Origin of the sequence: Streptomyces sp. ICC1, assembly GCF_003287935.1 — a bacterium.
GTDB classification, from domain to species: Bacteria; Actinomycetota; Actinomycetes; order Streptomycetales; family Streptomycetaceae; genus Streptomyces; species Streptomyces tritrimontium.
Genome location: NZ_CP030287.1, coordinates 4,299,130 through 4,322,208 on the forward strand (window position 1 = coordinate 4,299,130; position 23,079 = coordinate 4,322,208).

19 protein-coding genes and 1 pseudogene are annotated in these 23,079 nt (G+C 73.1%); 11 read left to right on the top strand and 9 right to left on the bottom strand.

Annotated elements, in window-relative coordinates:
• Positions 1 to 120 precede the first annotated feature (120 nt).
• The gene (locus tag DRB96_RS20290; protein WP_239516476.1) at positions 121 to 2,022 is read right to left on the bottom strand and encodes an ABC transporter ATP-binding protein; all 1,902 of its coding nucleotides are present in this window, start codon (positions 2,020 to 2,022) and stop codon (positions 121 to 123) included.
• A 352-nt stretch (positions 2,023 to 2,374) separates the two neighbouring features.
• Between DRB96_RS20290 and DRB96_RS46305 the strand changes: the two are divergent.
• Positions 2,375 to 3,376: pseudogene (locus tag DRB96_RS46305) on the top strand (hypothetical protein); the annotation flags it as partial.
• A 149-nt stretch (positions 3,377 to 3,525) separates the two neighbouring features.
• Positions 3,526 to 4,257: a 5'-nucleotidase gene (locus DRB96_RS46310; protein ID WP_343234543.1), complete on the top strand. Its 732-nt coding sequence runs from the start codon at positions 3,526 to 3,528 to the stop codon at positions 4,255 to 4,257.
• Between the two features lie 59 nt (positions 4,258 to 4,316).
• Here DRB96_RS46310 and DRB96_RS43835 read toward each other — a convergent pair whose 3' ends face one another.
• Both DRB96_RS43835 and DRB96_RS20300 read right to left on the bottom strand, forming a co-directional pair.
• On the bottom strand, positions 4,317 to 5,663 hold the full coding sequence (locus DRB96_RS43835; RefSeq protein WP_204358051.1) for a HAMP domain-containing sensor histidine kinase: 1,347 nt from the start codon (positions 5,661 to 5,663) through the stop codon (positions 4,317 to 4,319).
• 124 nt (positions 5,664 to 5,787) lie between these two features.
• Positions 5,788 to 6,465, bottom strand: a complete 678-nt coding sequence (locus DRB96_RS20300; RefSeq protein ID WP_112449728.1) for a response regulator transcription factor — start codon at positions 6,463 to 6,465, stop codon at positions 5,788 to 5,790.
• Between the two features lie 132 nt (positions 6,466 to 6,597).
• Between DRB96_RS20300 and DRB96_RS20305 the strand changes: the two genes are divergently transcribed.
• On the top strand, positions 6,598 to 7,272 hold the full coding sequence (locus DRB96_RS20305; RefSeq protein WP_112449729.1) for a PepSY domain-containing protein: 675 nt from the start codon (positions 6,598 to 6,600) through the stop codon (positions 7,270 to 7,272).
• A gap of 184 nt (positions 7,273 to 7,456) precedes the next feature.
• Here the strand turns inward: DRB96_RS20305 and DRB96_RS20310 are convergent, their stop codons facing one another.
• From DRB96_RS20310 to sigK, 3 genes are all read right to left on the bottom strand, one after another.
• Positions 7,457 to 9,100 (bottom strand): AMP-binding protein, encoded by a 1,644-nt coding sequence (locus DRB96_RS20310; RefSeq protein ID WP_112449730.1) that lies wholly within the window; start codon positions 9,098 to 9,100, stop codon positions 7,457 to 7,459.
• Between the two features lie 160 nt (positions 9,101 to 9,260).
• Complete coding sequence (locus tag DRB96_RS20315) at positions 9,261 to 10,007, bottom strand: anti-sigma factor (protein ID WP_112449731.1); 747 nt, start codon at positions 10,005 to 10,007, stop codon at positions 9,261 to 9,263.
• A complete protein-coding gene (gene sigK, locus DRB96_RS20320) occupies positions 10,004 to 10,528 on the bottom strand; it encodes an ECF RNA polymerase sigma factor SigK (RefSeq protein ID WP_239516813.1) in 525 nt (174 codons plus the stop codon). Before sigK ends, DRB96_RS20315 begins: the two co-directional genes overlap by 4 nt.
• 470 nt (positions 10,529 to 10,998) lie before the next feature.
• On the opposite strand from sigK, the gene DRB96_RS20325 reads away from it, so the two are divergent.
• The 5 genes from DRB96_RS20325 (at position 10,999) to DRB96_RS20345 (ending at position 15,199) form a co-directional block, all read left to right on the top strand.
• On the top strand, positions 10,999 to 11,238 hold the full coding sequence (locus tag DRB96_RS20325; RefSeq protein ID WP_112449733.1) for a chaplin: 240 nt from the start codon (positions 10,999 to 11,001) through the stop codon (positions 11,236 to 11,238).
• A gap of 275 nt (positions 11,239 to 11,513) precedes the next feature.
• Entirely contained in the window at positions 11,514 to 13,184 is a 1,671-nt protein-coding gene (locus DRB96_RS20330) for a molybdopterin-dependent oxidoreductase (protein WP_112449734.1), read from the top strand.
• Between the two features lie 85 nt (positions 13,185 to 13,269).
• On the top strand, positions 13,270 to 13,923 hold the full coding sequence (locus tag DRB96_RS20335) for a fasciclin domain-containing protein (RefSeq protein WP_112449735.1): 654 nt from the start codon (positions 13,270 to 13,272) through the stop codon (positions 13,921 to 13,923).
• Positions 13,924 to 14,005: 82 nt separating this feature from the next.
• Complete coding sequence (locus tag DRB96_RS20340; protein WP_162688645.1) at positions 14,006 to 14,332, top strand: hypothetical protein; 327 nt, start codon at positions 14,006 to 14,008, stop codon at positions 14,330 to 14,332.
• 213 nt (positions 14,333 to 14,545) lie between these two features.
• A complete protein-coding gene (locus DRB96_RS20345) occupies positions 14,546 to 15,199 on the top strand; it encodes an RDD family protein (protein ID WP_112449737.1) in 654 nt (217 codons plus the stop codon).
• Between the two features lie 55 nt (positions 15,200 to 15,254).
• On the opposite strand, the gene DRB96_RS20350 is transcribed toward DRB96_RS20345, so the two are convergent.
• The gene (locus tag DRB96_RS20350) at positions 15,255 to 16,091 is read right to left on the bottom strand and encodes a trypsin-like peptidase domain-containing protein (RefSeq protein WP_112453588.1); all 837 of its coding nucleotides are present in this window, start codon (positions 16,089 to 16,091) and stop codon (positions 15,255 to 15,257) included.
• 436 nt (positions 16,092 to 16,527) lie between these two features.
• On the opposite strand from DRB96_RS20350, the gene DRB96_RS20355 reads away from it, so the two are divergent.
• Complete coding sequence (locus tag DRB96_RS20355) at positions 16,528 to 18,063, top strand: glycoside hydrolase family 16 protein (protein ID WP_239517747.1); 1,536 nt, start codon at positions 16,528 to 16,530, stop codon at positions 18,061 to 18,063.
• Positions 18,064 to 18,215: 152 nt separating this feature from the next.
• On the opposite strand, the gene DRB96_RS20360 is transcribed toward DRB96_RS20355, so the two are convergent.
• Both DRB96_RS20360 and DRB96_RS20365 read right to left on the bottom strand, forming a co-directional pair.
• Positions 18,216 to 18,566 (bottom strand): hypothetical protein, encoded by a 351-nt coding sequence (locus tag DRB96_RS20360; RefSeq protein ID WP_204357780.1) that lies wholly within the window; start codon positions 18,564 to 18,566, stop codon positions 18,216 to 18,218.
• Between the two features lie 39 nt (positions 18,567 to 18,605).
• The gene (locus DRB96_RS20365; protein ID WP_112449740.1) at positions 18,606 to 19,553 is read right to left on the bottom strand and encodes a heme o synthase; all 948 of its coding nucleotides are present in this window, start codon (positions 19,551 to 19,553) and stop codon (positions 18,606 to 18,608) included.
• Between the two features lie 268 nt (positions 19,554 to 19,821).
• Between DRB96_RS20365 and tkt the strand changes: the two genes are divergently transcribed.
• On the top strand, positions 19,822 to 21,924 hold the full coding sequence (tkt, locus tag DRB96_RS20370) for a transketolase (protein WP_112449741.1): 2,103 nt from the start codon (positions 19,822 to 19,824) through the stop codon (positions 21,922 to 21,924).
• Positions 21,925 to 21,959: 35 nt separating this feature from the next.
• Entirely contained in the window at positions 21,960 to 23,078 is a 1,119-nt protein-coding gene (tal, locus tag DRB96_RS20375; RefSeq protein ID WP_112449742.1) for a transaldolase, read from the top strand.
• Position 23,079: the final 1 nt, after the last annotated feature.

A 23,079-nucleotide genomic window follows, 5' to 3' on the forward strand; every position in this document is an offset into this window, starting at 1 on the left:
CGGTGAGGTCCCCGAGCGCCGGGCGCTGAGCACGCGCCCGCGGCCGGCGGGCACCGCCCCCGCGATCCGCGGCGCTCCGGGGGGAGCGGCCGCGAGCGCGGGGGCGGTCTCGGTCAGCCGTCAGCGGTCCTGGGAGAGGCCGTACAGCTCGGCGAACGTGCCGCCGAGGGCGGTCAGTTCGGCGAAGGTGCCGGTCTCGGTGATCCGGCCCTTCTCCAGGACGATGATGCGGTCGGCCAGCCGGCAGTTCTCCAGCCGGTGCGTGACGATCATGGTGATCCGGTCGTCCTTCATCTCCCGCAGCCCGGTGAAGATCCGGTGCTCGCCGCGCGCGTCCATGGCCGAGGTCGGCTCGTCCATGATCAGGAGCCGGGGCCGGCGGTGGAAGGCCCGGGCGCAGGCCAGGCGTTGCCACTGGCCGCCGGAGGGCTCGTGGCCGCCCCACAGCGAGCGGGCCAGCAGGGTGTCGAGGCCCTGCGGGTACTCCCGTACCGCCTCGCCCAGGCCCACCGCGGCCAGCGCTTCCCACACCGCCTCTTCACCGCGCTCGCCGGGCTGGCCGAGGGTGATGTTCTCGCGGGCCGCGAACGGCCACTGCGCATAGGACTGGGCGACCAGCCCGACGTGCGTCCACAGGGTCCGCTGGTCGTGGTCCCTGGTCGGGACCCCGTCCCAGTACGCCTCCCCGCCGCTCGGCACGGTGAGGCCGGTCAGCAGCCGGATGAGGGTGGACTTGCCCGCGCCGTTCTCGCCGACGACGGCCACGATCTCGCCCCGCGTCAGGGACAGGCTGACCGGGCCGAGCGCCGGGACCTCCTTGCCCGGGTAGGTGTACGAGGCGTCCTCCAGGCTGACTTGCAGTGGCGGCGCGGCCGCCACGGCGCCCCGGGTGGCCCCGAGTTCGCGCGCCCGGTCCAGGAAGAGGCGATAGTCCTCCAGGTAGAGGGCGTGCTGGAACATGGCGGCCCCGTACACGACGAGGCTGGACAGGGCGGAGGCCGAGGTCCGCATGGCGACGATGGCGGTGCCGGCCGCCGCGAGGGCCATGGATCCGGTGAGGACGAGCGCGGCGAGCGCCGCCCAGGTGCCGACCTGGAAGAGGCCGCCGAGGGCCGCGGCCAGGAGCGAGACGCGCAGGTAGCGCGGGGCGGAACCGACGAGTTTGGCGTCGATCCGGGCGCAGACGGCGGCGTACCAGGCGTGCGCGTAGGGGCGCATGGAGTTGCAGCGCAGCTCGTCGCCGAGCTTGTGGGTGGTGAGGTACCAGCGCATCATGCCCCGGATGTTGCGCGAGGCGATCGTCTCGTTGTGCAGGGCGTAGTCCAGGCGGGCGGCGATGACGGCGCCCATGCCGCGGGGTACCACGCAGAGCAGGAGCAGCGGCATCAGCACGGGGTGGACGACGGCGAGGACGCCGGCGACGGCCAGGAGGTTGATCAGGCCGTTGGTGAAGGCCATGGCGTCCTTGACGAGCATGGACGAGCGGGCGGCGCCGATCTCGGCGGCCTCCGAGCGGTCGGAGAACCCGGGCTCGTCGTAGGCGGAGACCTCCACGTCCATGTGGGCGTCGACCATCTCCAGGTCGGCCGTCGTGCTCAGCCGCGGGGTGAGCCGGCGGGCCGCGCTGCCGGCGGCGATCTCGGCCGTGGTCCCGGCCCCGGCCGCCACCATCGCGATCGCCAGCGGCCAGGCGGCGGCCGTGACGCGCTCCGTGGCGTCGCCCGCCGCGAGCAGCGGGCCCATGGCGTCGGCGACCCCGGCGAGGGTGGCGGCCGTACAGGCCCCGGCGATGATCTGGCCGCCCAGCAGCCAGGCCACGGAGGCCCGGTCGATCCGCCAGGCCATCCGCGCGGTCTGGGCGAGCGCGGCGGGCAGCCGTGCGGCCATCTCCCGGAGCGAGAGGTGCTCCATGGCCCGGTTGTGCGCGCCCCAGGCGAAGGTGAACTCGGGCGGGTCGGCGGCCTCCGGTTCGCGTGGTGCGGGCACCGTTCCCCGTGCCGTGCGTTCCGTCTTCTCAGCCACGTGCGGCTCCTTCACGTCGTCGTCGAAACACGGCGGTCCCCCGCCGCGGACCCGCGCCACGGCATGGCGGAGCGGGGCCGCGAAGCGCCCTGGAGGAACCGTTGAGTGAGGGAGTACATCCGAGCCCGGGGAGCGGAGTAACGAGAACCGGCCTTCGTGCCGGACCGGGGGGCGCGGCCGCGCGGGGCACCGGGGACGGACGTCCGGTGCCCGCCCGGGGGCGAGAACGGCCGGATACCGACGGGGCGCGGGGGAAATGCCTTGCACTCCCCCGGCCCGCGCCGGGAAGGTCGGGACGGCGTGAGGGTCACGCCCGATCCCGGCCGGGGCGGGGCGGCCGCGCGCCGACGGGATGAAGTTTCCCGGGCTTTCGCCCCGGGCGGCGCATGCCGCGGAAGGAACGGTCGTACGGGGCCCTCAGACTCCCCGTGTGCGGGCGGGCGCCGGCGCCGGCCGGACGGAACGGGAGCACGGATGGAAGAGTTCGGTCGGCGCCGGTTCCTGGCCCGGGCAGCCGGGGCACTCGGGAGGGCCGGGGCCGCCGGGGCGACCGGGGTCAAAGCCCTCACCGGCATCGCGGCGGCCGCCACCGGCGCGGCCCGCGACGCGGCGAGCGCGGCGGGGTACGTCGAGGTGCAGCTGCTCCACATCACCGACCTGCACGGCTACCTCGGCGCTCCCCCCGCCCGGGACTCCGTCATCACCGGCGCGGGCGGCAGGAAGTACGCCGTCGGCGGGGGTCGCCTACCTGGCAACCCATCTCGCGCGGTTGCGGGAGGGCCGGGCCAACTCGATCTTCTTCGCTCCGGGCGACCTCTTCTCCGGCTGGGAGTTCCCCGCGTTCACCCTCGCCGACGAGCCGACGATCGAGGCCCTGAACCGGCTCGGACTGGACTTCGCCACGGCCGGCAACCACGAGTTCGACCGTACGCCCGGCTTCCTGCGCGGGCACATGGAGCAGGGTCTCCCCTACGAGGGGGCGGGCCGGACCAACACGTTCCCCGACTCGGGCGGCGCCCTCTTCCACGGCGCCGACTTCCGCTACGACAGCGCCAACGCCGTGTCCGCCGCGACCGGGGAGACGGTGCTCCCCCCGTACCACGTCGAGTGGGTCGACGCCCCGGGCGGGCGGCGCCTGCCCATCGGCTTCATCCACCTGACGGCCGTCGGCACCGAGTTCCTCGGGAACTCCTTCCAGCCCGGCCTCGCCACCCTCGACGAGCTGGCCTCCGCCAACCTCTGCGCGGCCCGGCTCAAGGAGCTGGGGGTCGGGGCCATCGTGCTCAGCATGCACGACGGGGCCGTGGCGGGCGCCGACTTCGACTCCGGCGAGGATCCGAGCGGTCCGGCGTACGAACTGGCGCTGCGCGTCTCCCCGGACATCGACGCGATCGTCACCGGGCACTGGCACCACGCCTTCAACATGATGCTCCCGGACCCCCTGGGGCGGGGCGCCAGCGCGCCTCCTTCAGCCGCCGCCTCTCGCCGGCCGGGGAGTCCACCATGGGCAACCTCGTCGCCGACTGGGCGCTGTGGGCCGCGGGACAGGCTCCCGACTCCTTCGACACCAGCCCCCGGCCCGCCCGCTCCGGCGCGGTCCTGGCGCTCATCGCACTCGCCCCGCGCGTCGGCCGCAGCGTCGTCAACACGGACCTGCCCGCCGGTCCCGCCCTGGACGACCCGGTCGCCTTCGAGCGGGCGTGGCGGGCCGTCGGCTACGGATGCCCGCTGGTCAGCGCCGAGGTGAGCGGACGGCAGATCCACGACGCCCTGGAGCAGCAGTGGGCCCCGGACGGAGCCGGAGTGCTGACCTACGCGCCGCTCGCCGTCTCGGCCAACGTCCGCTACTCCTTCGACGCGGCGGGGCCGGCCGGGGACCGGGTCGCGCCGGGCGACGTCCTCATCGGCGGCGCCGCGTTGCGCCCGGAGGCGTCGTACCGGGCGGTGACCACCTCGTACACGCTGACCGGGCAGGACGGCTACCCGGCTTTCGGCGGGTACCGGGAGCCGGCCCGCCACCGGCGCGACACGGACAGCTTCCCCGCGTACGTCGCGGCCCTCGGCATCCTGGAGGCCGTCTCCACGGGCCGGGTGACCGCGAAGGGCGCGGCCCTCCTCGACCCCGGGGAGGAGGCCCTGCTACTGGCGCCGGCCGGTCCGGTGCCCGGGCTGGCGACGCCCGTCGCGGCGGAGGAGGAGGCCGCCCGGGACGCGGGCCGCCGGCCGGTGTGCTGACCCCGCTCAGGGGCCGCGCTCAGGGCCGGGGCCACGGGCCGGCTCTCAGGGGCCGGCTCTCAGGGGCCGAGCGGGAGGGTGGCCACCAGGCGGGCGCCCTTCGGGGAGTCCCGGACAGTGAGGGTGCCGCCCAGCCGCAGGGCGATGTCGCGGGCGATGGCCAGGCCCAGGCCGGTACCGCCCTCGTCACGGGCGCGGGCGTCGTCGAGCCGGGTGAAGCGTTCGAAGACGCGCTCGCGGTCGGCCGGCGCTATGCCCGCTCCGTCGTCGACGACCTCCAGCACGGCCTCGCCGCGCACCTCGTCCACGGCGAGCACCAGCACGACCCGGCCCTCGGCGTGCCGCCGCGCGTTGTCGAGCAGGTTGGTGACCAGCCGGGACAGCCAGTGGGTGCTGCCGCGCACCGCGATCCCCGGGGCCACGTCCGCCCGTACCGGCACCCGGTCGCCCTTGCGCGGGCGCACCGCCTCGAGGACCACCTCCGTGAGGTCGACGGCGGCGCGGGGCGGCGGTTCCGAGGTGTCGAGGCGGGCCAGCAGGAGCAGGTCGGCCGCGAGGTCCTGGAGCCGGACGGTGTCCTCCAGCGCGCCGCTGAGCAGTTCTCCCCACAGGGCCGGGTCCGGGTGGGCCTGCGCCACCTCCAGTTGGGTGCGCAGCACGGTGATCGGGCTGCGCAGCTCGTGGGAGGCGTCCGCGATGAAGCGGCGCTGGCGGATGCCGGAGGCCTCCAGCCGGTCCAGGGTGGCGTTCATGGTGACGGCGAGCCGGGCCACCTCGTCGCGGGTGTGCGGGACGGGCACTCGGCGGTGCAGTTCCCGGTCTCCGATCTCGGCGACCTCGGCGCGGATGGCCTCGACGGGGCGCAGCGCCCAGCCCGTGACCCGCCAGGTGATCGCGGCCACGACCAGGACGAGCAGCGGGACCGCGATGAACAGCGCCGCCATGATGGTGTCGTCGGCCGTGTCGGCGTCCCGGAGCGAGGTCCCGGCGTAGACGGTGACCAGGTCCTTGGACGTCACGGTGGTCACCTGGACGACGCGCTGGCGGTGTTCCTCGCGCACCCGCCCTGCCTTCCAGGTGTCCCGGACGGTGCCGGGCGTGCGCGGCGGGGCCGGGGCGAGGGCGGGGCGCCCGGCGAGGTTGGGGCTGGCCGCCAGGACCCGGCCCTGCGCGTCGACGACCTGCAGGAAGTCCGTGCCCCGGCCCGGCACGGGTGCGGGGTCCAGCCGGCCCGCGGCCACCAGCGCCGCGATGTTGACGGCCTGGGCCTCGGCATCCGCCTGGGCACCGCGCGTCAGGTTGGTCTCCAGCGCCCCCAGCAGGGCGAAGGAGGCCGCGCCGAGGGCCAGCGCCACGACGGCGGAGGCGCCGAGGGTGGCCTGGGCGCGCACGGACCTGGGGCGCAGCCGGTGCGCGGTTTCGCGCAGTCGGTACGCCGCCTCGCGCAGCCGGTACGCCGCCTCGCGCAGCCGGTACGCCGCCTCGCGCGACCGGGTCGGGGCCTGGGGGCGGTCCTGGTCGCCGTACGGCTCAGCCACCGTCGGCCGCCAGCCGGTAGCCGGCACCCCGGACGGTCTCCACGGCGGCCCGGCCGAAGGGGGCGTCTATCTTCCGGCGCAGGGCGCTGACGTGGACCTCGACGACGTTGAGGTCGCCCTCGTAGGCGGCGTCCCAGACCTGTTCGAGGATCTCCCGCTTGGGCACCACCTCTCCTGCCCGGCTCGCCAGGTGTACGAGCACGGCGAACTCGCGCGAGGTCAGCCGGGCTTCGACGCCGCCGCGCGTACAGCGGCGGCGGGCCGGGTCGACGACGAGGTCGCCGAACTCCATGACCTGCGGGCTGCGGCGGCCGGTGCGCCGGATCAGGGCGCGCAGCCGGGCCACGAGGACGACGTAGGAGAACGGCTTGGAGAGGAAGTCGTCCGCTCCGGTGTCGAGGGCCTCGGCCTCGTCGTACTCGCCGTCCTTCGCGGTGAGCATGAGGATGCCGGACTCGCAGCCGGCGGCGCGCAGCCGGGCGCAGACCCGGTAGCCGTTGAGGCCGGGCAGCATGATGTCGAGCACGATGGCGTCGTAGTCGTGCTCGCCGGCCATCCACAGGCCTTGCGGACCGTCGTGCGCCGTGTCCACGGTGAAGCCCTCGGCCATCAGACCCCGTTGCAGGGCCGCGGCCAGCCGCCGCTCGTCCTCGACTACCAGTACGCGCATGGGGCAAGGTTCTCAGGTCGCGCCGCCTGCTTGCTGAAGGGTTCTTCAGCTCGCTTCAGCGGAGCTTCAGCGTCGAGCTCGCAGGATCGGCCGAGCCGGGCACGTCGCCCGGAGAACGCGAGGAGCATCCAGATGACCGATTCCAGTCCCCAGCCGCCCGAGAACCCGGCGGGTCCGGGCGAGGGCAGTGCCCCCGAGCCGGACAAGGCGCCGGGGCGCGGTGCCCGGCTCGCCCGGTTCGCCCGTGAGGGCCGGACCCGTTGGGTGGCGCTCGGACTCGTGGTCGTGGCGGCCGGCGTCGCGGGGGCCGCGACCGCGGCCGTGGCGGACCACGAGCACGACGTACGGCGCACGCGCGCGGAGCGCGTCTGGGACCGGCACGACATCGAGCGGCAGGCGGACGGTGCGCTGACGGCGCCGCTGCCCGCGCGCCCCGGCAAGCAGGACAAGCCCGGTCAGCCGGGTCAGCCCGGGCTCAAGGGCGAGAAGGGCGGCGTGCGCAAGGACGGCGCGGAGAAGCCCGGGCTGCCGGACGGGCCGGACGGCACCGTCGTGGACCGGCCCGACCGGGCGCCCGTACCGCTTCCCGCGCTGCCGGCCGCGCAGGCCCTGGAGAAGGCGGAGGCCGCCGTGCCCGGCGGCAAGGCCGAGGCGCTGCGGGTGGTCGCCCAGGAGGGCGGCGGGAGCGCGTGGCGCGTGGTCGTCCTCGGCTCCGACGGGGTCCGGCACGCCGTGACCCTGGCCGGCGCCGACGGCGCGGTCACGAGCAACACGGTCGCGGGGAAGGGCGCCGGGGCGGGCCGCTGAGCGGCGCCGGCCGCTCGCGTCAGGTGTCCGGTGTCTGATGTCCGGTGTCCGGCCCGCTGCGGCGGGCCGTACACCGGACGACGCCGTACACCGGACGACGCCGTACATCGGACAACACCGGAGAACACCGGACACCGGACCGCGCCGGACGCGGGGCCCGTCGGCGTACGCCCGGTGCCCGCCGCTACGACCCCGCGATCGGGTCCGGCGCCAGCAGCCGGGCCGCCGCCTCCCGCATCTCGATCTTGCGGATCTTGCCCGTCACGGTCATCGGGAACTCCTCCACGACGTGGACGTAGCGCGGGATCTTGAAGTGGGCCAGCCGGCCCTCGCAGTACGCGCGGACGGCCGCCGCGGTCAGCGGCTCCGCGCCCTCGCGCATCCGTACCCACGCCATCAGCTCCTCCCCGTACTTCGGGTCGGGCACGCCGATCACCTGGACGTCCATGACGTCCGGGTGCCCGTGCAGGAACTCCTCGATCTCGCGCGGGTAGAGGTTCTCGCCGCCCCGGATCACCATGTCCTTGATCCGGCCGGTGATGCTCAGGTAGCCGTCGCCGTCCATGACGGCGAGGTCCCCCGTGTGCATCCAGCGCGCCGCGTCGACGGCCTCCGCGGTGCGCTCGGGCTGGTCCCAGTAGCCGAGCATCACGGAGTAGCCGCGGGTGCACAGCTCGCCCGGCTCGCCGCGCGGGACGGTCCTGCCGGAGGCCGGGTCGACGACCTTGACCTCCAGGTGCGGGCCGACTCGGCCCACGGTCGCGACGCGGCGCTCGACCGAGTCGTCCACGCGGGTCTGGGTCGAGACCGGCGAGGTCTCCGTCATCCCGTAGCAGATGGACACCTCGCGCATGCCCATCCGGTCGATGACCTCCTTCATCACCTCGACCGGGCAGGGCGAGCCCGCCATGATGCCGGTGCGCAGGCTGGAGAGGTCGTAGGACTCGAAGTCCGGGTGGGCCAGCTCGGCGATGAACATGGTGGGGACGCCGTAGAGCGAGGTGCAGGCCTCCGCCTGGACGGCTGCCAGGGTGGCGCCCGGTTCGAAGGCGGGCGCGGGGATGACCATGGCCGCGCCGTGGCTGGTACAGGCGAGGTTGCCCATGACCATGCCGAAGCAGTGGTAGAAGGGCACCGGGATGCAGACCCGGTCCAGTTCGGTGTAGCCGCACAGCTCGCCCACGAAGTAGGCGTTGTTCAGGATGTTGTGGTGCGAGAGCGTCGCGCCCTTCGGGAAGCCGGTGGTCCCCGAGGTGTACTGCACGTTGACGGGGTCGTCCGGGCTCAGCGCGGCCTGGGCCCGGACGAGGTCGGCCCGGTCGGCGCTCCGTCCGCGCTCCAGCAGGGAGTTCCAGAGCGGACCGTCCAGCAGGGCCACGAACTCCAGCGCCTCGCAGCGCGGCCGGACCTCCTCGATCATGGCGGCGTAGTCGGAGGTCTTGAAGCGGTCCGCGGCCGCCAGCAGCCGGATTCCGGACTGACGCAGGACGTACTCCAGCTCGTGGGAGCGGTACGCCGGGTTCACGGTGACGAGGATCGCCCCGATCCTGGCGGTGGCGTACTGCACCAGCGTCCACTCGGCGCGGTTGGGCGCCCAGATGCCGACCCGGTCCCCCTTGGCGATGCCCAGGTCCAGCAGTCCGAGGGCGAGGGCGTCGACGTCGGCGGCGAACCGCGCGTACGTCCACCGGCGCCCGGTCGCCGCCTCGACGAGGGCGTCCCGGTCGGGGAACCGGCGTACGGTGCGGTCGAAGTTCTCGCCGATGGTGTCGCCCAGCAGCGGCACCTCGCACGCCCCCGACGCGTAGCTCGACTCGACGGACGGCACATGGACCCCCTGGGCTCGGTGGCGGGCGCCGGAGCCCCTTCGCCCCGGCGCGTCCTCATGATCCCCTCGGGCCGGGCCTGGGGCCAGACCCCGGCGCGGCCGACGGGTCCCGCGCCGATCCGGCCGGCCCCGGCCACTCGCCTCGGGCCCGGCGAGCCGCCTACGCCGGGAGGGCGAGCAGGACCAGCGGGCTGGTGGTCGGCCTCGGTGAGCCCCCGGTGGGCTCCAGGGTCAGGCCGACCGCCGTGGCCGACCCGAGGCCGCCGGTCAGCACGGCGGCACCGTCACCGGTGAGGAAGCCCGCCGGCCGCATCGTCCCGCGGTCGGCGAGCCAGAGCTGGTACGTCCTTCCCGCGCCGGCGGCCGGCAGCCAGTCGGTGAGGAACACGGCCCTGTCGCGCGCCGGGGAGGTGATCACGGTCGCGGCGGCTCCGCCGCTGGTCCGGCCGTGGACGGTACGGGCGTCCGGAGCCGTGACCACGGCCCGCAGCTCCTGGCTCCGCGCGACGGCCTGCCGGGCGTCCAGGCGGGCCCGGTCCGCCTCCCCGGCCTGCCGGAGCGCCGCGCCGCCGAGGACGGCGGCCCCGACGAGGGACGCGGCGACCACGAACGCGCCGGCCTTGCGCGGGAGGCGGTCGAGGAACCCGGCCGCCCGGCGGACGCCGACCCTCGGGGGAAGGCGGCGGACCGTCTCGATGCGGGCGAGAACGGCGGCCTTCATGTGCGGCGGGGGCGCGAGGGCGACGGCGCCGGCCAGCCTGCCGGCCGTGGCGGAGAATCCGGCGACGTCCCCGGAACACGGCGCGCAGCGCACCAAGTGCCGTGCGAAGGCCTCGTGTTCGGCCGGGCCGAGCGCGTCGAGTACGTAGGCCGCGGTGAGGGTGTGCAGTTCGTCTTCGTGCTTCAAGTGGTCACCCCCATGCAGTCGCGCAGGCGGATCAGTCCGTCGCGCATCCGGGTCTTGATCGTGGGAAGAGGGGTCTGGAGGGTCTCGGCGACCTCGCGGTAGGTCAGCCCCTGGTAGTAGGCGAGGGTGACGGCCTGGCGCTGGAGCTCGGTCAGCCCGCGCAGACAGCGCTTGACCTGGTCTCGCTCCAGGCGGGTCTCCACCTGCTCGCTCACCTCGTCGAAGGGCCGGCCCTGTTCGCGCACTCCGGCTTCGTGCTCGCGGTTGGCCGAGGCTTGGGCGGAGCGGACCCGGTCGACCGCGCGGCGGTGCGCGATCGTGGCCACCCACGTCATGACGCTGCCCTGGTCGGGGCGGAACCGCGCGGCCTGGCGCCACACGTCGATCATCACTTCCTGGGCGACCTCCTCCGACTGCGCGCGGTCGCGCACCACCTTGACCGCGATGCCGAAGACGGTTCCCGCCACGGCGTCGTACAGCGCGGAGAAGGCGTCCTGGTCCCCCTGCGCGACGCGCGCCATCAACCCCGCCAGTTCGGCCCTGGCCGATGCGGGACCGGCGCCGGCGCCCGTCCCGGTGCCCGGTCCGGGTCCGGGACCGGGTCCGGGACCGCCGAAGCGCACCTTCTCGGGGTTCACCTGAGCTGCCCCCGTGCGGGGGCGGGCCCGGGCGCGCACGCCGGGGCCGAGAGCGGTTCTCGCCGGTCCATCCATCGCATGAACGATCCTTCGTGGCAGGCGTGCCAGGCCCCGTCGGCCGGGGAACCGGTGGCACCGATTCCTTGCTGTCTCGCCCCTTCTTCGGAGCCGGACGCCGTTCGGATTGGCCGCGGCACAACCGAAAAGGAATCCGTTCGGGGGAACCGCGGCCCCGGGACCAAACCGCCGCCGCGGGCGGGGCGAATGAGAGCCGCGGGCCCGCTCCAGGGACCGCGGGCGGGCTCCGGGTCCAACCCGGAGCCGGCCGCCGCCGTGCAGCAAGGAGATCTGTCATGTCGCGTGTTCTCAAGAGTGCCGCGCTCGCCCTCGCCTCGGGCGCCCTGCTCGTCGGCGGGGCCTCGACGGCCTCGGCCGACGCGGGCGCCCAGGGTGTCGCCGCCTACTCCCCGGGGGTCGGCTCGGGCAACCTGATCCAGATCCCCATCCACATCCCGATCAACGCGTGCGGGAACTCGGTCAGCGTCATCGGGCTGCTCAACCCCGCGTTCGGCAACACCTGCGTGAACGCCTGACCGATCGGCGCGACGCCGGACTCCGGCCCGCCGCCGGCAACGGGACGGCGCGGGCCGGCCGGTCCTCCGGGCGGGCGGGGAGCGGATCGCCGCTCCTGAGCGCCGCCGGGCCCGGAGGACCCGCGCGGGCGGTGGCCGTCAGCGCCGCCCCCCGCGTGCGGGGCAACGCCGCCCGTGTGCGGAGCAAAGCCGCTCGGTCGGGCGCGAAGGTCAATGCGCTGACGGATCTTCACTTGATCGGATGACTGACCCATCCGGCGGGGGCCGGGCGCCGAATCAGGGTCGTGAGCATCAACCGAAGGACAGTCGAGCGCGGCGCCCTCGCCGCGGCGAGCGGCCTGCTGGCCGGGTTCGCCGCACTGGCCGCCGCCGAGCTGACCGCGTCGCTGGTGCGGCCGCAGGCCGGTCCGGTGACGGTGATCGGCGGGGCGGCCATCGACCGCACTCCGGCGGCGCTCAAGGACTTCGCCATCCGCACCTTCGGCGAGAACGACAAGCTGGTCCTCCAGCTCGGCATCCTCGCCACCGTCGGCCTCCTGGCGGCCCTGCTGGGGATGTTCTCCCTGCGCCACCGCCGTACGGGCGCCGCCGGGGTACTGGCCTTCGGCGCCCTCGGCGCGGCGGCGGCCCTCAGCCGGCCCGACGCGGCCGGGGCGGGCGACGTCCTGCCCTCCCTGGTGGGTGGCGTGACCGGCGCGCTCGTGCTGTACCTGCTGGTGGGCAAGGTCGGTGTCCCCGCTGCCCGGCCCGCCGGCGCGACGGGCACCGCGGAGGCCACTGCGGCGGGCACGGCAGTGGGCGCCTCGGCGGGCGCCGCCGCGAGCGGAGCCGCGGACGGCGGTGCCGCTCCGACCGGCTGGAACCGGCGGGGCTTCCTCCTCGCCGCAGGGGCCACCGCCGTCCTCTCCACCGGCGCGGGCGCGCTGGGCCGGGCCCTGACCGGCCGGCGCGGCGCGGGCGCCGCAGCGTCCCGTACCGCCGTACGACTGCCCGCGCCCGCTTCGCCCGCCGCGCCGATCCCGGCCGGGGCGGCGCTGCGCACACCCGGCATCAGCTCCTTCACCACACCCAACAAGGACTTCTACCGTGTCGACACCGCACTCGTGGTCCCCAAGGTGGACGCCGAAACCTGGCGTCTGCGCATCCACGGCAAGGGCGTCTCCCGCCCGCGCTCCTACTCCTTCGCCGAGCTCCTGCAGCGCCCGCTGATCGAGCGGGACATCACCCTGACCTGCGTGTCGAACGAGGTGGGCGGCCCGTACGCGGGCTCCGCGCGCTGGCTCGGCGTACGCCTGTCGGACCTTCTGCGGGAGGCGGGGGTCACCCCGCCGTCGCGCGGCGGCCGGGCCGACCAGCTGATCGCGCGCTCGGTGGACGCGATGACGCTGGGCACGCCCGTCGAGGACGTCATGGACGGCCGGGACGCCATGCTGGCCGTCGGCATGAACGGCGAGCCGCTCCCCTTCGAACACGGCTTCCCGGTCCGGATGGTCGTCCCCGGCCTCTACGGCTACGTCTCCGCCTGCAAGTGGATCCGGGACATCGAGCTCACCACCTTCGACGCCTACGACCCCTACTGGGTCAAGCGGGGCTGGGCCCGCCGGGCTCCGATCAAGACGCAGGCCCGCATCGACACCCCCAAGCCCTTCGCCCGCACACCGGCCGGTCCGGTGACGGTCGCCGGGGTGGCGTGGGCCCAGCACCGCGGCATCGAGCGGGTCGAGGTCCGCGTCGACGACGGGCCCTGGCAGGAGGCCGACCTGGCCGCTCAGGCCACCACGGACACCTGGCGCCAGTGGTCCTTCCCCTGGCAGACCACGCCGGGCGGCCACACCCTCACCGTCCGCGCCACGGACGGCACGGGCGAGGTACAGACCGAGGAGCGCACCCGCACCATCCCGGACGGCGCGAGCGGCCGGCACAGCGTCTTCGTCACCGCGAACTGACCCGACACTCACCGGAATCCATCCGGTTCGCACACTTTCATCCCTTCCTTTCCGAGCTTCACCCACGCATTCCCTGGAGAACACCATGAACACCCTCCGTTTCCGCCGTACCGCCCTCGCCGTCGCCACGGCCGCCGTACTCCCCTTCGCGCTGGCCGCCTGCTCCGACTCCGACTCCGGCAAGGACACCGCCGCCGGTCCGGCCGCCGACGCGAGCACGGCCGCTTCCTCCCCCGCGTCGGACGCCTCCGGGTCGATGACGGCAGACGGCCCCTTCGGCCCGGCGTGCGCCGGTGTCCCGGCGCAGGGCGCGGGCAGCTTCGACGGCATGGCCAAGGACCCGGTCGCGACCGCCGCGTCCAACAACCCGGCGCTGTCCACCCTGGTGGCCGCCGTGAAGCAGGCCGGTCTGGTCGACACCCTCAACAACGCCAAGGACATCACGGTGTTCGCGCCGACCAACGCCGCCTTCGCCAAGATCCCGAAGGCCGACCTCGACAAGGTGCTCGCCGACAAGGCCACGCTGACCAAGATCCTCACCTACCACGTGGTCGGCGAGAAGCTGACCCCGAAGCAGCTGGAGAACGGCTCCTTCACCACGCTGGAGACCGGGAAGCTGACCACCGCTGGCTCGGGCGAGAGCTACAAGGTCAACGGCACGTCGAGCGTGGTCTGCGGCAACGTCCCGACCGCGAACGCGACCGTGTACATCGTGGACACCGTCCTGATGCCGAAGTAGCGAGGCCGCGAACCGGTGACCCCCTGGGTCACCGCTCGTTGAAGAGACGGTCAGCGAAGTGGCCCCGGGAGTCCCGGACCCGTTGTCAGGGTCCGGGACTCCGTGCTGCAGTGCGGCGACCACGCCTTCGGCCGGACCGAGGTTCGGCGGCATCGAACTGGCTTCGGTCGAGGTGCTGACGGGCAGCGGGCCGGGGGGCCGCATCGGAGTCGACCCGGAGCGCGGGGCCCTGCTGATCGAGGGCGACCGGCCGGGGTTGGGCGCGCTCGCCGGGGAACTGCGCTCGACGGCGTCGATGGACGACGGCGGTCACCAGCACATGGAGTACCACCCGGACCACCCCTACCTCGCCGCGGAGTCGCTTCCCCTGGTGGTCAACAGCCCCCACGGGGGCATGCCGAGCCGGTGACCGGCCACGCCGGCCCGCCCGTCCGCCCGTGCCACCTGGGGAGCAAGCCCCGCCGCACGGTCGGACGGTGGGACATTGGATTGGACAAGTGGTCGATGTTACTAACACCATGGGGCCGCAAGTTCGCGGATGCGCAGGGGGCAAAACCGCTCACGTCATGATGTCCTCCGCGCGGGCCGCCCGTCCCCGTCACACCCCTGGAGAGACTTCGCCATGAGCTTCGGCGACCCGAACAACCCCTACGGCCAGCAGCAGCCCCCGCAGGGTCAGCCCGGCTACCCGCAGCAGGCGCCTCAGGGCGTGCCCCCGCAGTACGGCTACCCGCAGCAGGCGCCGGACGCGTCCCCGCAGTACGGCTACCCCCAGCAGCCGCCGATGGGCATGCCCCCGCAGCAGCCGTACGGCGCGTACCCGCCGGCCGGGGCTCCGGGCATGCCGGGCGCCGGAATGCCGCCGCTGGCCCACTGGGGCCTGCGCCTCGGCGCGCACCTCCTCGACATGCTGATCATCTTCGGCCCGACGGTCCTCCTGAGCGTCTTCACCGCCGGCGACAGCGAGCCTTCGGCCGGCGTCGCGATCTTCAGCCTGGTCGCCACGCTCTACGCGCTCGGCATGGGCATCTTCCAGATCTACAAGGAAGGCTCGACCGGCCAGACGATCGGCAAGAAGGTCGTCGGGATCAGCCTGCGCCGCGAGATGGACGGCAACACCCTCGGCTTCGGCATGGCCTTCGTCCGCAAGCTGGCGCACTTCCTGGACAGCTTCGCCTGCTACCTCGGCTTCCTGTGGCCGCTGTGGGACGCCAAGAAGCAGACCTTCGCCGACAAGGTGTGCAGCACCGTCGTCATCGTGGTGCCCAAGCACTGACCCGCCGTACCGTCGGGGCCCGTCCGGATCTCCGGGCGGGCCCCGACGCGTCGCGCTACGGCTTCGGCAGGGTGCAGCCGGGGCGGGCCAGGTCGATCTTGTTGCCGGGGCCCACGCAGGGGACGATGGTGTAGGTCTGCTGCGCGTAGTTGATGCCCTGACGGACCGTCACGGCGCCGCTCTGGTCCACCTCGCACGGGTTGTTCAGCGTGCAGCGGCCGCCGTCCTCGTTGCCCGTGTTGTTGACGGCGACGACCTTGCCCGTCACCGTGTCGATCACGGGCGAGCCGGAGGTGCCTCCGATGGTGTTGCAGGACGGGGTGTAGCGCAGGGAGTCCTTCCAGGTCCACTCCCCCTCCTTGAGGAGGTAGGAGAACCCGTCGACGTTGCAGCTGTAGGTGCGCTTCCAGTAGCCGGACACCACCTTGATGGCGGTGCCCTGGACCGGGTGGGCGTCGTTCAGGGTCAGGGCGTTGATCCCGTACTGGCTGCTGATCTGCGCGTACGTCTTGGTCAGCTGGTAGATCGAGATGTCCGTGTCGGTCATCGTCGCGTACGAGATCTTGCTCGCGCGCAGCGTGGCGACCTTGCTCCCCGAGGCGTTCAGCAGCGAGAAGGAGCGGCTGGAGGCCTTGTCCTTGATGACCTGTCCGGCCGCCGGCATGCCGGACTCCAGACAGTGGCCGTTGGACAGGACGAGCGCGGGGTCGTTCGGCAGCGAGCCCGGCACGCGGACGACGGAGCCGGAGCAGTTGCTGAGCGCTACCGTGCCGGCGAAGTTGACCGCCACGGCCCGCGCGGCCGTGTCCCTTGGTGCCTGGGCCACGGCCGGGGCCGCCGCCGCTCCGGTGAGGAGCAGGGCGAAGACGGCGCCGGCGAGAGGCTTGTTCATGTGGGGGTTCATACGGGGGTTCATGTGGGGGTTCCCCTCTGGTGACAATGCGACCGAAGATCCTTCGGTTGTCATGCACATTGTTAAGAGCTGGGCTCCAACTCACAAGAGGGCCAGTCGAGTTGGCGACAGTTGCATGAACGGCCGTAATCAGGCTTGCCGCACGCCCCCGCGGGTGGATAGACGAGCCGGGGCTCCGCACGATTCCCGCGCCGTCCCTTGACGCCCCCCTGAGCGGGGAGCACAGTGACGACCGGCAGGCTTTGAGAGCGCTCTCAAAGCCTCTTCCCGAACTCCCCCCACCCCCTCGGAGAGGGCACCCATGCGTCTGACACCAGGCAGAGAACGACGACCGGACCGTCGCCCGACCCGTCGACCGGCCGGGCGATCGATCCGCAGGCCGGTCCGACGGGCCGTCATCGCCGCACTGAGCACCATGGCGGTGGCGGCCGCGGCCGCCGCGGTCGTCACCCTGCCCGCCAACGCCGTCGCCGCCGCCCCGCCGGTCCCGGCCGGCTGGTCCCAGGTCTTCCTGGACGATTTCAACGGGCCCTCGGGCTCGGGCGTCAACACCGCCGACTGGCAGTACACCACCGGGACCAGCTACCCCGGTGGCCCGGCGGGCTTCGGCACCGGCGAGGTCGAGACGATGACCGCGAACGCCGACAACGTCTCCCTCGACGGCTCCGGCAACCTGCGCATCACCCCGCGCAGGGACGCCGCCGGCAACTGGACCTCGGGGCGCGTCGAGACCAGGCGCTCCGACTTCCAGGCCCCGGCGGGCGGCAAGCTGCGCACGGAGGCCCGTATCCAGATGCCGAACGTCACGGGCCCGGCGGCCAAGGGGTACTGGCCCGCGTTCTGGATGCTCGGGGCTCCCTACCGGGGCAACTGGTGGAACTGGCCGGGCGTCGGCGAGCTCGACATCCTGGAGAACGTCCAGGGCATCAACAACGAGTGGGCCACGATGCACTGCGGCACGAGCCCCGGCGGCCCGTGCAACGAGAAGTCGGGCATCGGCGGCCAGCACGTGTGCACCGGCACCACCTGCCAGGGCGGCTTCCACACCTACGCGCTGGAGTGGGACCGGTCCACCCCCGTGGAGGAGATGCGCTTCTACCTCGACGGGTTCAACTTCCACACCGTGCGGGCCGACCAGATGGACGCCGTGACCTGGACGAACGCCACGAACCACGGCTACTTCATCATCCTGAACGTGGCCATGGGCGGGGAGTTCCCGGCGGCCTTCGGCGGCGGGCCCGACGCGGGGACCCAGCCCGGGCACCCGATGGTGGTCGACTACGTCTCCGTGCTCCGCCCGACGGGCGGCACGTCCACCCCGCCGACCGGCGAGGTGCACGGGGCGCCCGGCCAGCCACCGCCCGGCCGCCCCGTGCACCTCGCCCGGACCGGGCGGCTCGGGCGCGCCGGCGACGGCGTCCGCGTAGCCCGGCCCGGGGCCGCAGGTGAAGGCCACGGCCCCGGTGGCGGCGTGGTGGACGGCCTCGGCGAGGTTGGCCAGGAAGACGGCGGCGGACCCGGAGGTGTCGGCGGCCTGCTCGGCCAGCAGCTCGAGGCGCACCAGCTCGAAGGCCTCGGCGTCGCCGGCCAGGGCCAGTTCCTTGGGCCCGGTGAGGTCCCCGGGCACCCCGGTGTCGACGAGCCGGGCGGCCACCCCGGAGCCGCGCAGCAGCCTGCGGGCCGATTCGGCGGCACCCAGCTCGCGCCGCCGGGCGAGGTAGCGGGCGGGGGCGCAGTGCGGTTCCAGCCCGAGCAGCGGCGGACACCAGCGGCGCAGCGCGAAGCCGGTCTGGGTGTCGAAGAAGGTGGTGCCGGCCGCGGGCGGGCCGGCCGAGTGGATCAGCTGGGCCTCGAAGGTGGCGAGGCCCAGCTCCGTGCGGAGCACTCCCTGGCAGTACTGGTCCACCAGGGGCGGCGTTTCGATCATCCGGGCATCCCGTTGCGGACGTGAGGAAGGGGCTTCCACACGTCCTAACGGGTGAGCGGGGTATGAGGTGTTGCTCGCGCTGTTGACCGAGAGGGTGACGGCCGGGTGACGGCCCGGGTTGCGGACCGGGTTGCAGCCCGTGTGACCGACCGGCGGCGCCGCCGCGCCGGCCGCGCTCAGGCCGCCGGGTTCGCGGTTCCGCCGAGCTGCATGCCGGCCATGCGGGTCCACTCGTACGGCCCCGTCTTCACGCGCGCGGCGAACTCTCCGTCGAACTCGTCGTGGAGGGTCAGCCCGGCCTTCTCGGCCGCGAGCCGCGCGGTGTCGTACGTCGGGGCCACCAGGTCTCCCCAGCCGCCGTCCGTGCCCACGAGCACGATCCGGGTGCCGGCCTGGCCGATGTGCGCGAGCTGGCCTTCGGCGCCGCCGTGCTGCTTGGCGAACGCGCCGATCTGCTTGGCCAGCCGGGCGGCCCTGCGGTCCTGCTTCTTGTCCGCCGTGTTCACGGTCTCCTCGGTTTCTGCCATGGCAGGCATGCTACCGGCCGGTAACGAGCGGAGGAAGCGTCAGCGGAGGAAGGGATCCACGGCGACGGCGACGAAGAGGAGCGACACGTAGGTGATCGACCAGTGGAACAGCCGCATCTCCTTGAGCTTCGCGCCCGTCAGGCCCGACTTGGCCCGCGCGTTGAGCGCGTGCGCCTCCCACAGCCACCAGCCGCCGGCCACCAGGGCGACGGCCGTGTAGAACCAGCCGGTGTACCCCAGCGGGGTCAGCAGCAGCGAGACCGCCACCATCACCCAGCTGTAGATGACGATCTGCTTGGCCACGGCCTTGTTGCCCGCCACGACCGGCAGCATCGGCACGCCGACGCGCGCGTAGTCGTCCTTGACCTTCATCGACAGCGGCCAGTAGTGCGGCGGCGTCCAGAAGAAGATGACGAGGAAGAGGATGACCGCTGCCCAGGAGACCTCGTTCTTGACGGCCGACCAGCCGATGAGCACCGGCATGCAGCCCGCGATGCCGCCCCAGACGATGTTCTGGGAGGTGCGCCGCTTCAGCAGCATCGTGTAGACCACGACGTAGAAGAGGAGCGCGCCGAGCGCGAGCGCGGCCGACAGCCAGTTGATCAGCAGGCCGAAGAACAGTGTGGAGAGCACGCCCAGGGAGATGCCGAACACCAGGCACTCCCGCGGGCTGACCATGCCGGTCACCAGGGGGCGTTGCGAGGTCCGGTCCATGAGCGCGTCGATGTCGCGGTCGATGTACATGTTCAGCGCGTTGGCGCCGCCCGCGGACAGATAGCCGCCGAAGCAGGTCGCGAGGACCAGCCACAGCGACGGCACGCCCTGCTCGGCGAGGAACATCACCGGCACTGTGGTGATCAGCAGAAGTTCGATGATCCGCGGCTTGGTCAAAGCCACGAAAGCCATGACCCGGGCCCCGAACGGCCGGTGAACGGGAGGGGTCCCGAGCACCCCCGCTGGACGGGATTCGACGGCCGTCACGCACACCCCTGACAGAGAATCCAGCAAGCCCCGACTCGGACACCGCGGTAAAAGGGGGTCCGGTGAGACTTGCGCGTACCACGCCACTCTAGACGTAGCCCTTACCTCGCCCCGCGCGGGGGTCGCCTCGTGTTGGTCCGATCGGCGCTCAGACGTCACAACCCGACTGCGGGTACTCGAATAGCTGCACGCCGTGGCAGGGGTAGGCTCGGAATCGCGCCGGTGCACCGTTTGTCACCGGTACCAGACATGTGGAGAGGAGCCCTGACCCACGGTGAGCACCAAGCCGACGACCACAGAGCTCGACTGGACCGAACTGGACCAGCGTGCTGTCGACACCGCCCGGATCCTGGCCGCCGATGCGGTCCAGAAGGTCGGTAACGGCCACCCCGGTACGGCGATGAGCCTGGCCCCCGCCGCGTACACCCTCTTCCAGAAGGTGATGCGGCACGACCCGGCGGACCCGGAGTGGGTCGGTCGCGACCGTTTCGTGCTCTCCGCGGGGCACTCGTCCCTGACGCTCTACACCCAGCTCTACCTCGGCGGGTTCGGCCTCGAGCTGGACGACCTGAAGGCCTTCCGCACCTGGGGCTCGAAGACCCCCGGCCACCCGGAGTACGGCCACACCAAGGGCGTCGAGACCACCACCGGCCCGCTGGGCCAGGGCATCGCCAACGCGGTGGGCATGGCCATGGCCGCCCGCTACGAGCGCGGACTGTTCGACCCCGAGGCCCCCGAAGGCGCGTCGCCGTTCGACCACATGGTCTACGCGATCGCGGGCGACGGCTGCCTCCAGGAGGGCATCTCCCACGAGGCGTCCGCGCTGGCCGGCCACCAGAAGCTCGGCAACCTGGTGCTCCTGTGGGACGACAACCACATCTCCATCGAGGGCGACACGGAGACGGCCGTCTCCGAGGACACCCTGAAGCGCTACGAGGCGTACGGCTGGCACGTCCAGCGCGTGGCCGCGCAGGCCAACGGCGACCTCGACCCGAAGGCGCTGTTCGCCGCCTTCCAGGCCGCCAAGGCCGAGACCGGGCGCCCCTCCTTCATCGCCGCTCGCTCGATCATCGCCTGGCCGGCCCCGCACGCCCAGGGCACCGAGGCCTCGCACGGCTCGGCCCTCGGCAACGACGAGGTCGCCGCCACCAAGCGCGTGCTCGGCTTCGACCCGGAGCAGACCTTCGAGGTCTCCGACGAGGTCATCGCGCACACCCGCGCCCTCGGGGACCGCGGCCGCGAGGCCAAGGCCGCCTGGGAGAAGGAGTTCTCCGCCTGGCGCACCGCCAACCCGGAGCGCTCCGCCGAGTTCGACCGCATCAACGCGGGCGAGCTGCCCGCGGGCTGGGAGGACAAGCTCCCCGTCTTCGAGACCGGCAAGGGCGTCGCCACCCGCGCCGCCTCCGGCAAGGTCCTCGAGGCGCTCGGCGCGGTCATCCCGGAGCTGTGGGGCGGCTCGGCCGACCTGGCCGGCTCCAACAACACCACCATCGACAAGAACTCCTCGTTCCTGCCGGTGGGCAACCCGCTGCCGGAGGCCGACCCGTACGGCCGCACCATCCACTTCGGCATCCGCGAGCACGCCATGGCCGCGGCCATGAACGGCATCGCCCTGCACGGCCACACCCGCATCTACGGCGGCACCTTCCTGGTGTTCTCCGACTACATGCGCAACGCCGTGCGCCTCTCCGCGCTGATGCACGTGCCGGTCACCTACGTGTGGACGCACGACTCCATCGGCCTCGGCGAGGACGGCCCGACCCACCAGCCGGTCGAGCACGTCGCCTCGCTGCGCGCCATCCCCGGCCTGAACGTGGTCCGCCCGGCCGACGCGAACGAGACCGCCATCGCCTGGCGCGAGATCCTGCGCCGCCACACCAAGGTGTTCGGCAAGGGCGCCCCGCACGGCCTGGCGCTGACCCGCCAGGGCGTGCCGACCTACGAGCGCAACGAGGACGCCGCCAAGGGCGGGTACGTGCTCTTCGAGGCTGAGGGGGGCGACGCGCAGGTCGTCCTCATCGGCACCGGCTCCGAGGTCCAGCTCGCCGTCGCCGCGCGCGAGGCGCTGCAGGCCGAGGGCGTCCCGGCGCGCGTCGTCTCGATGCCGTCCGTGGAGTGGTTCGAGGAGCAGTCCCAGGAGTACAAGGACAGCGTCCTGCCGCCGTCGGTCAAGGCGCGCGTCGCGGTCGAGGCCGGCATCGGCCTGACCTGGCACCGCTACGTCGGCGACGCCGGCCGGATCGTCTCGCTGGAGCACTTCGGTGCCTCGGCCGACGGCGCCGTGCTCTACCGCGAGTTCGGCCTGACCGCCGAAGCCGTGACCGCCGCCGCACGCGCCACTCTCAATGAAACGCGCCTCGCCGCCGCCGCGCGCTGACGCCCGTACCCAGACCAGTAGGAGATGCAATTCCCATGACAGACGCACTGAAGCGCCTTTCCGACGAGGGCGTCGCGATCTGGCTGGACGACCTGTCCCGCAAGCGCATCACGTCCGGCAACCTGGCCGAGCTCATCGACCAGCAGCACGTGGTCGGTGTCACCACCAACCCGGCGATCTTCCAGAAGGCGATCAGCGGCGGCGAGGGGTACGAGCAGCAGCTCGCCGACCTGGCCGCCCGCAAGGTCACCGTCGAAGAGGCGATCCGCATGATCACGACGGCGGACGTCCGCGACGCCGCCGACATCCTGCGGCCGGTCTACGACTCGACCGACGGCCAGGACGGCCGCGTCTCGATCGAGGTCGACCCCCGTCTGGCCCACAACACCCCGGCGACCATCGCCGAGGCCAAGCAGCTGGCCTGGCTGGTGGACCGCCCGAACACGCTGATCAAGATCCCGGCGACCAAGGCCGGCCTGCCGGCGATCACCGAGGTCATCGGCAAGGGCATCAGCGTCAACGTGACGCTGATCTTCTCGCTGGAGCGCTACCGCGAGGTCATGGACGCGTACCTGGCGGGCCTGGAGAAGGCCAAGGCCGCGGGCCTGGACCTCTCCAAGATCCACTCGGTCGCCTCCTTCTTCGTGTCCCGCGTGGACTCCGAGATCGACAAGCGCCTGGACGCGCTGGGCACCGACGAGGCCAAGGCCCTCAAGGGCAAGGCGGCGCTCGCCAACGCCCGTCTGGCCTACGAGGCCTACGAAGAGGTCTTCTCCACCGAGCGCTGGGCCGCCCTGGACAAGGCGCACGCCAACAAGCAGCGCCCGCTCTGGGCCTCGACCGGCGTCAAGGACCCGGCGTACAAGGACACCCTGTACGTGGTGGACCTGGTCGCGCCCGGCACGGTCAACACCATGCCGGAGGGCACCATGGAGGCCACCGCCGACCACGGCGAGGTCACCGGCGACACCATCCGCGGCACCTACGACCAGTCGCGCGGCGAGCTCGAAGCGGTCGCGAAGCTGGGCATTTCGTACGACGATGTGGTGCAGCTGCTCGAAGAGGAGGGCGTCGAGAAGTTCGCGGTGTCCTGGAACGATCTGCTGAAGTCGACCGAGGCGGAGCTTCTGCGCCTCGCCCCCACGGAGGCCTGAA

Bases quoted from the DNA above. Each gene is read 5' to 3' on its own strand.
- DRB96_RS46310 (WP_343234543.1), top strand. From the start codon at position 3,526: ATGGGCAACCTCGTCGCCGACTGGGCGCTGTGGGCCGCGGGACAGGCT.
- DRB96_RS20300 (WP_112449728.1), bottom strand. From the start codon at position 6,465: ATGCGCGTACTGGTAGTCGAGGACGAGCGGCGGCTGGCCGCGGCCCTG.
- DRB96_RS20305 (WP_112449729.1), top strand. From the start codon at position 6,598: ATGACCGATTCCAGTCCCCAGCCGCCCGAGAACCCGGCGGGTCCGGGC.
- sigK (WP_239516813.1), bottom strand. From the start codon at position 10,528: ATGGCGCGCGTCGCGCAGGGGGACCAGGACGCCTTCTCCGCGCTGTAC.
- DRB96_RS20325 (WP_112449733.1), top strand. From the start codon at position 10,999: ATGTCGCGTGTTCTCAAGAGTGCCGCGCTCGCCCTCGCCTCGGGCGCC.
- DRB96_RS20335 (WP_112449735.1), top strand. From the start codon at position 13,270: ATGAACACCCTCCGTTTCCGCCGTACCGCCCTCGCCGTCGCCACGGCC.
- DRB96_RS20345 (WP_112449737.1), top strand. From the start codon at position 14,546: ATGAGCTTCGGCGACCCGAACAACCCCTACGGCCAGCAGCAGCCCCCG.
- DRB96_RS20350 (WP_112453588.1), bottom strand. From the start codon at position 16,091: ATGAACAAGCCTCTCGCCGGCGCCGTCTTCGCCCTGCTCCTCACCGGA.
- DRB96_RS20355 (WP_239517747.1), top strand. From the start codon at position 16,528: ATGGCGGTGGCGGCCGCGGCCGCCGCGGTCGTCACCCTGCCCGCCAAC.
- DRB96_RS20360 (WP_204357780.1), bottom strand. From the start codon at position 18,566: ATGGCAGAAACCGAGGAGACCGTGAACACGGCGGACAAGAAGCAGGAC.
- tal (WP_112449742.1), top strand. From the start codon at position 21,960: ATGACAGACGCACTGAAGCGCCTTTCCGACGAGGGCGTCGCGATCTGG.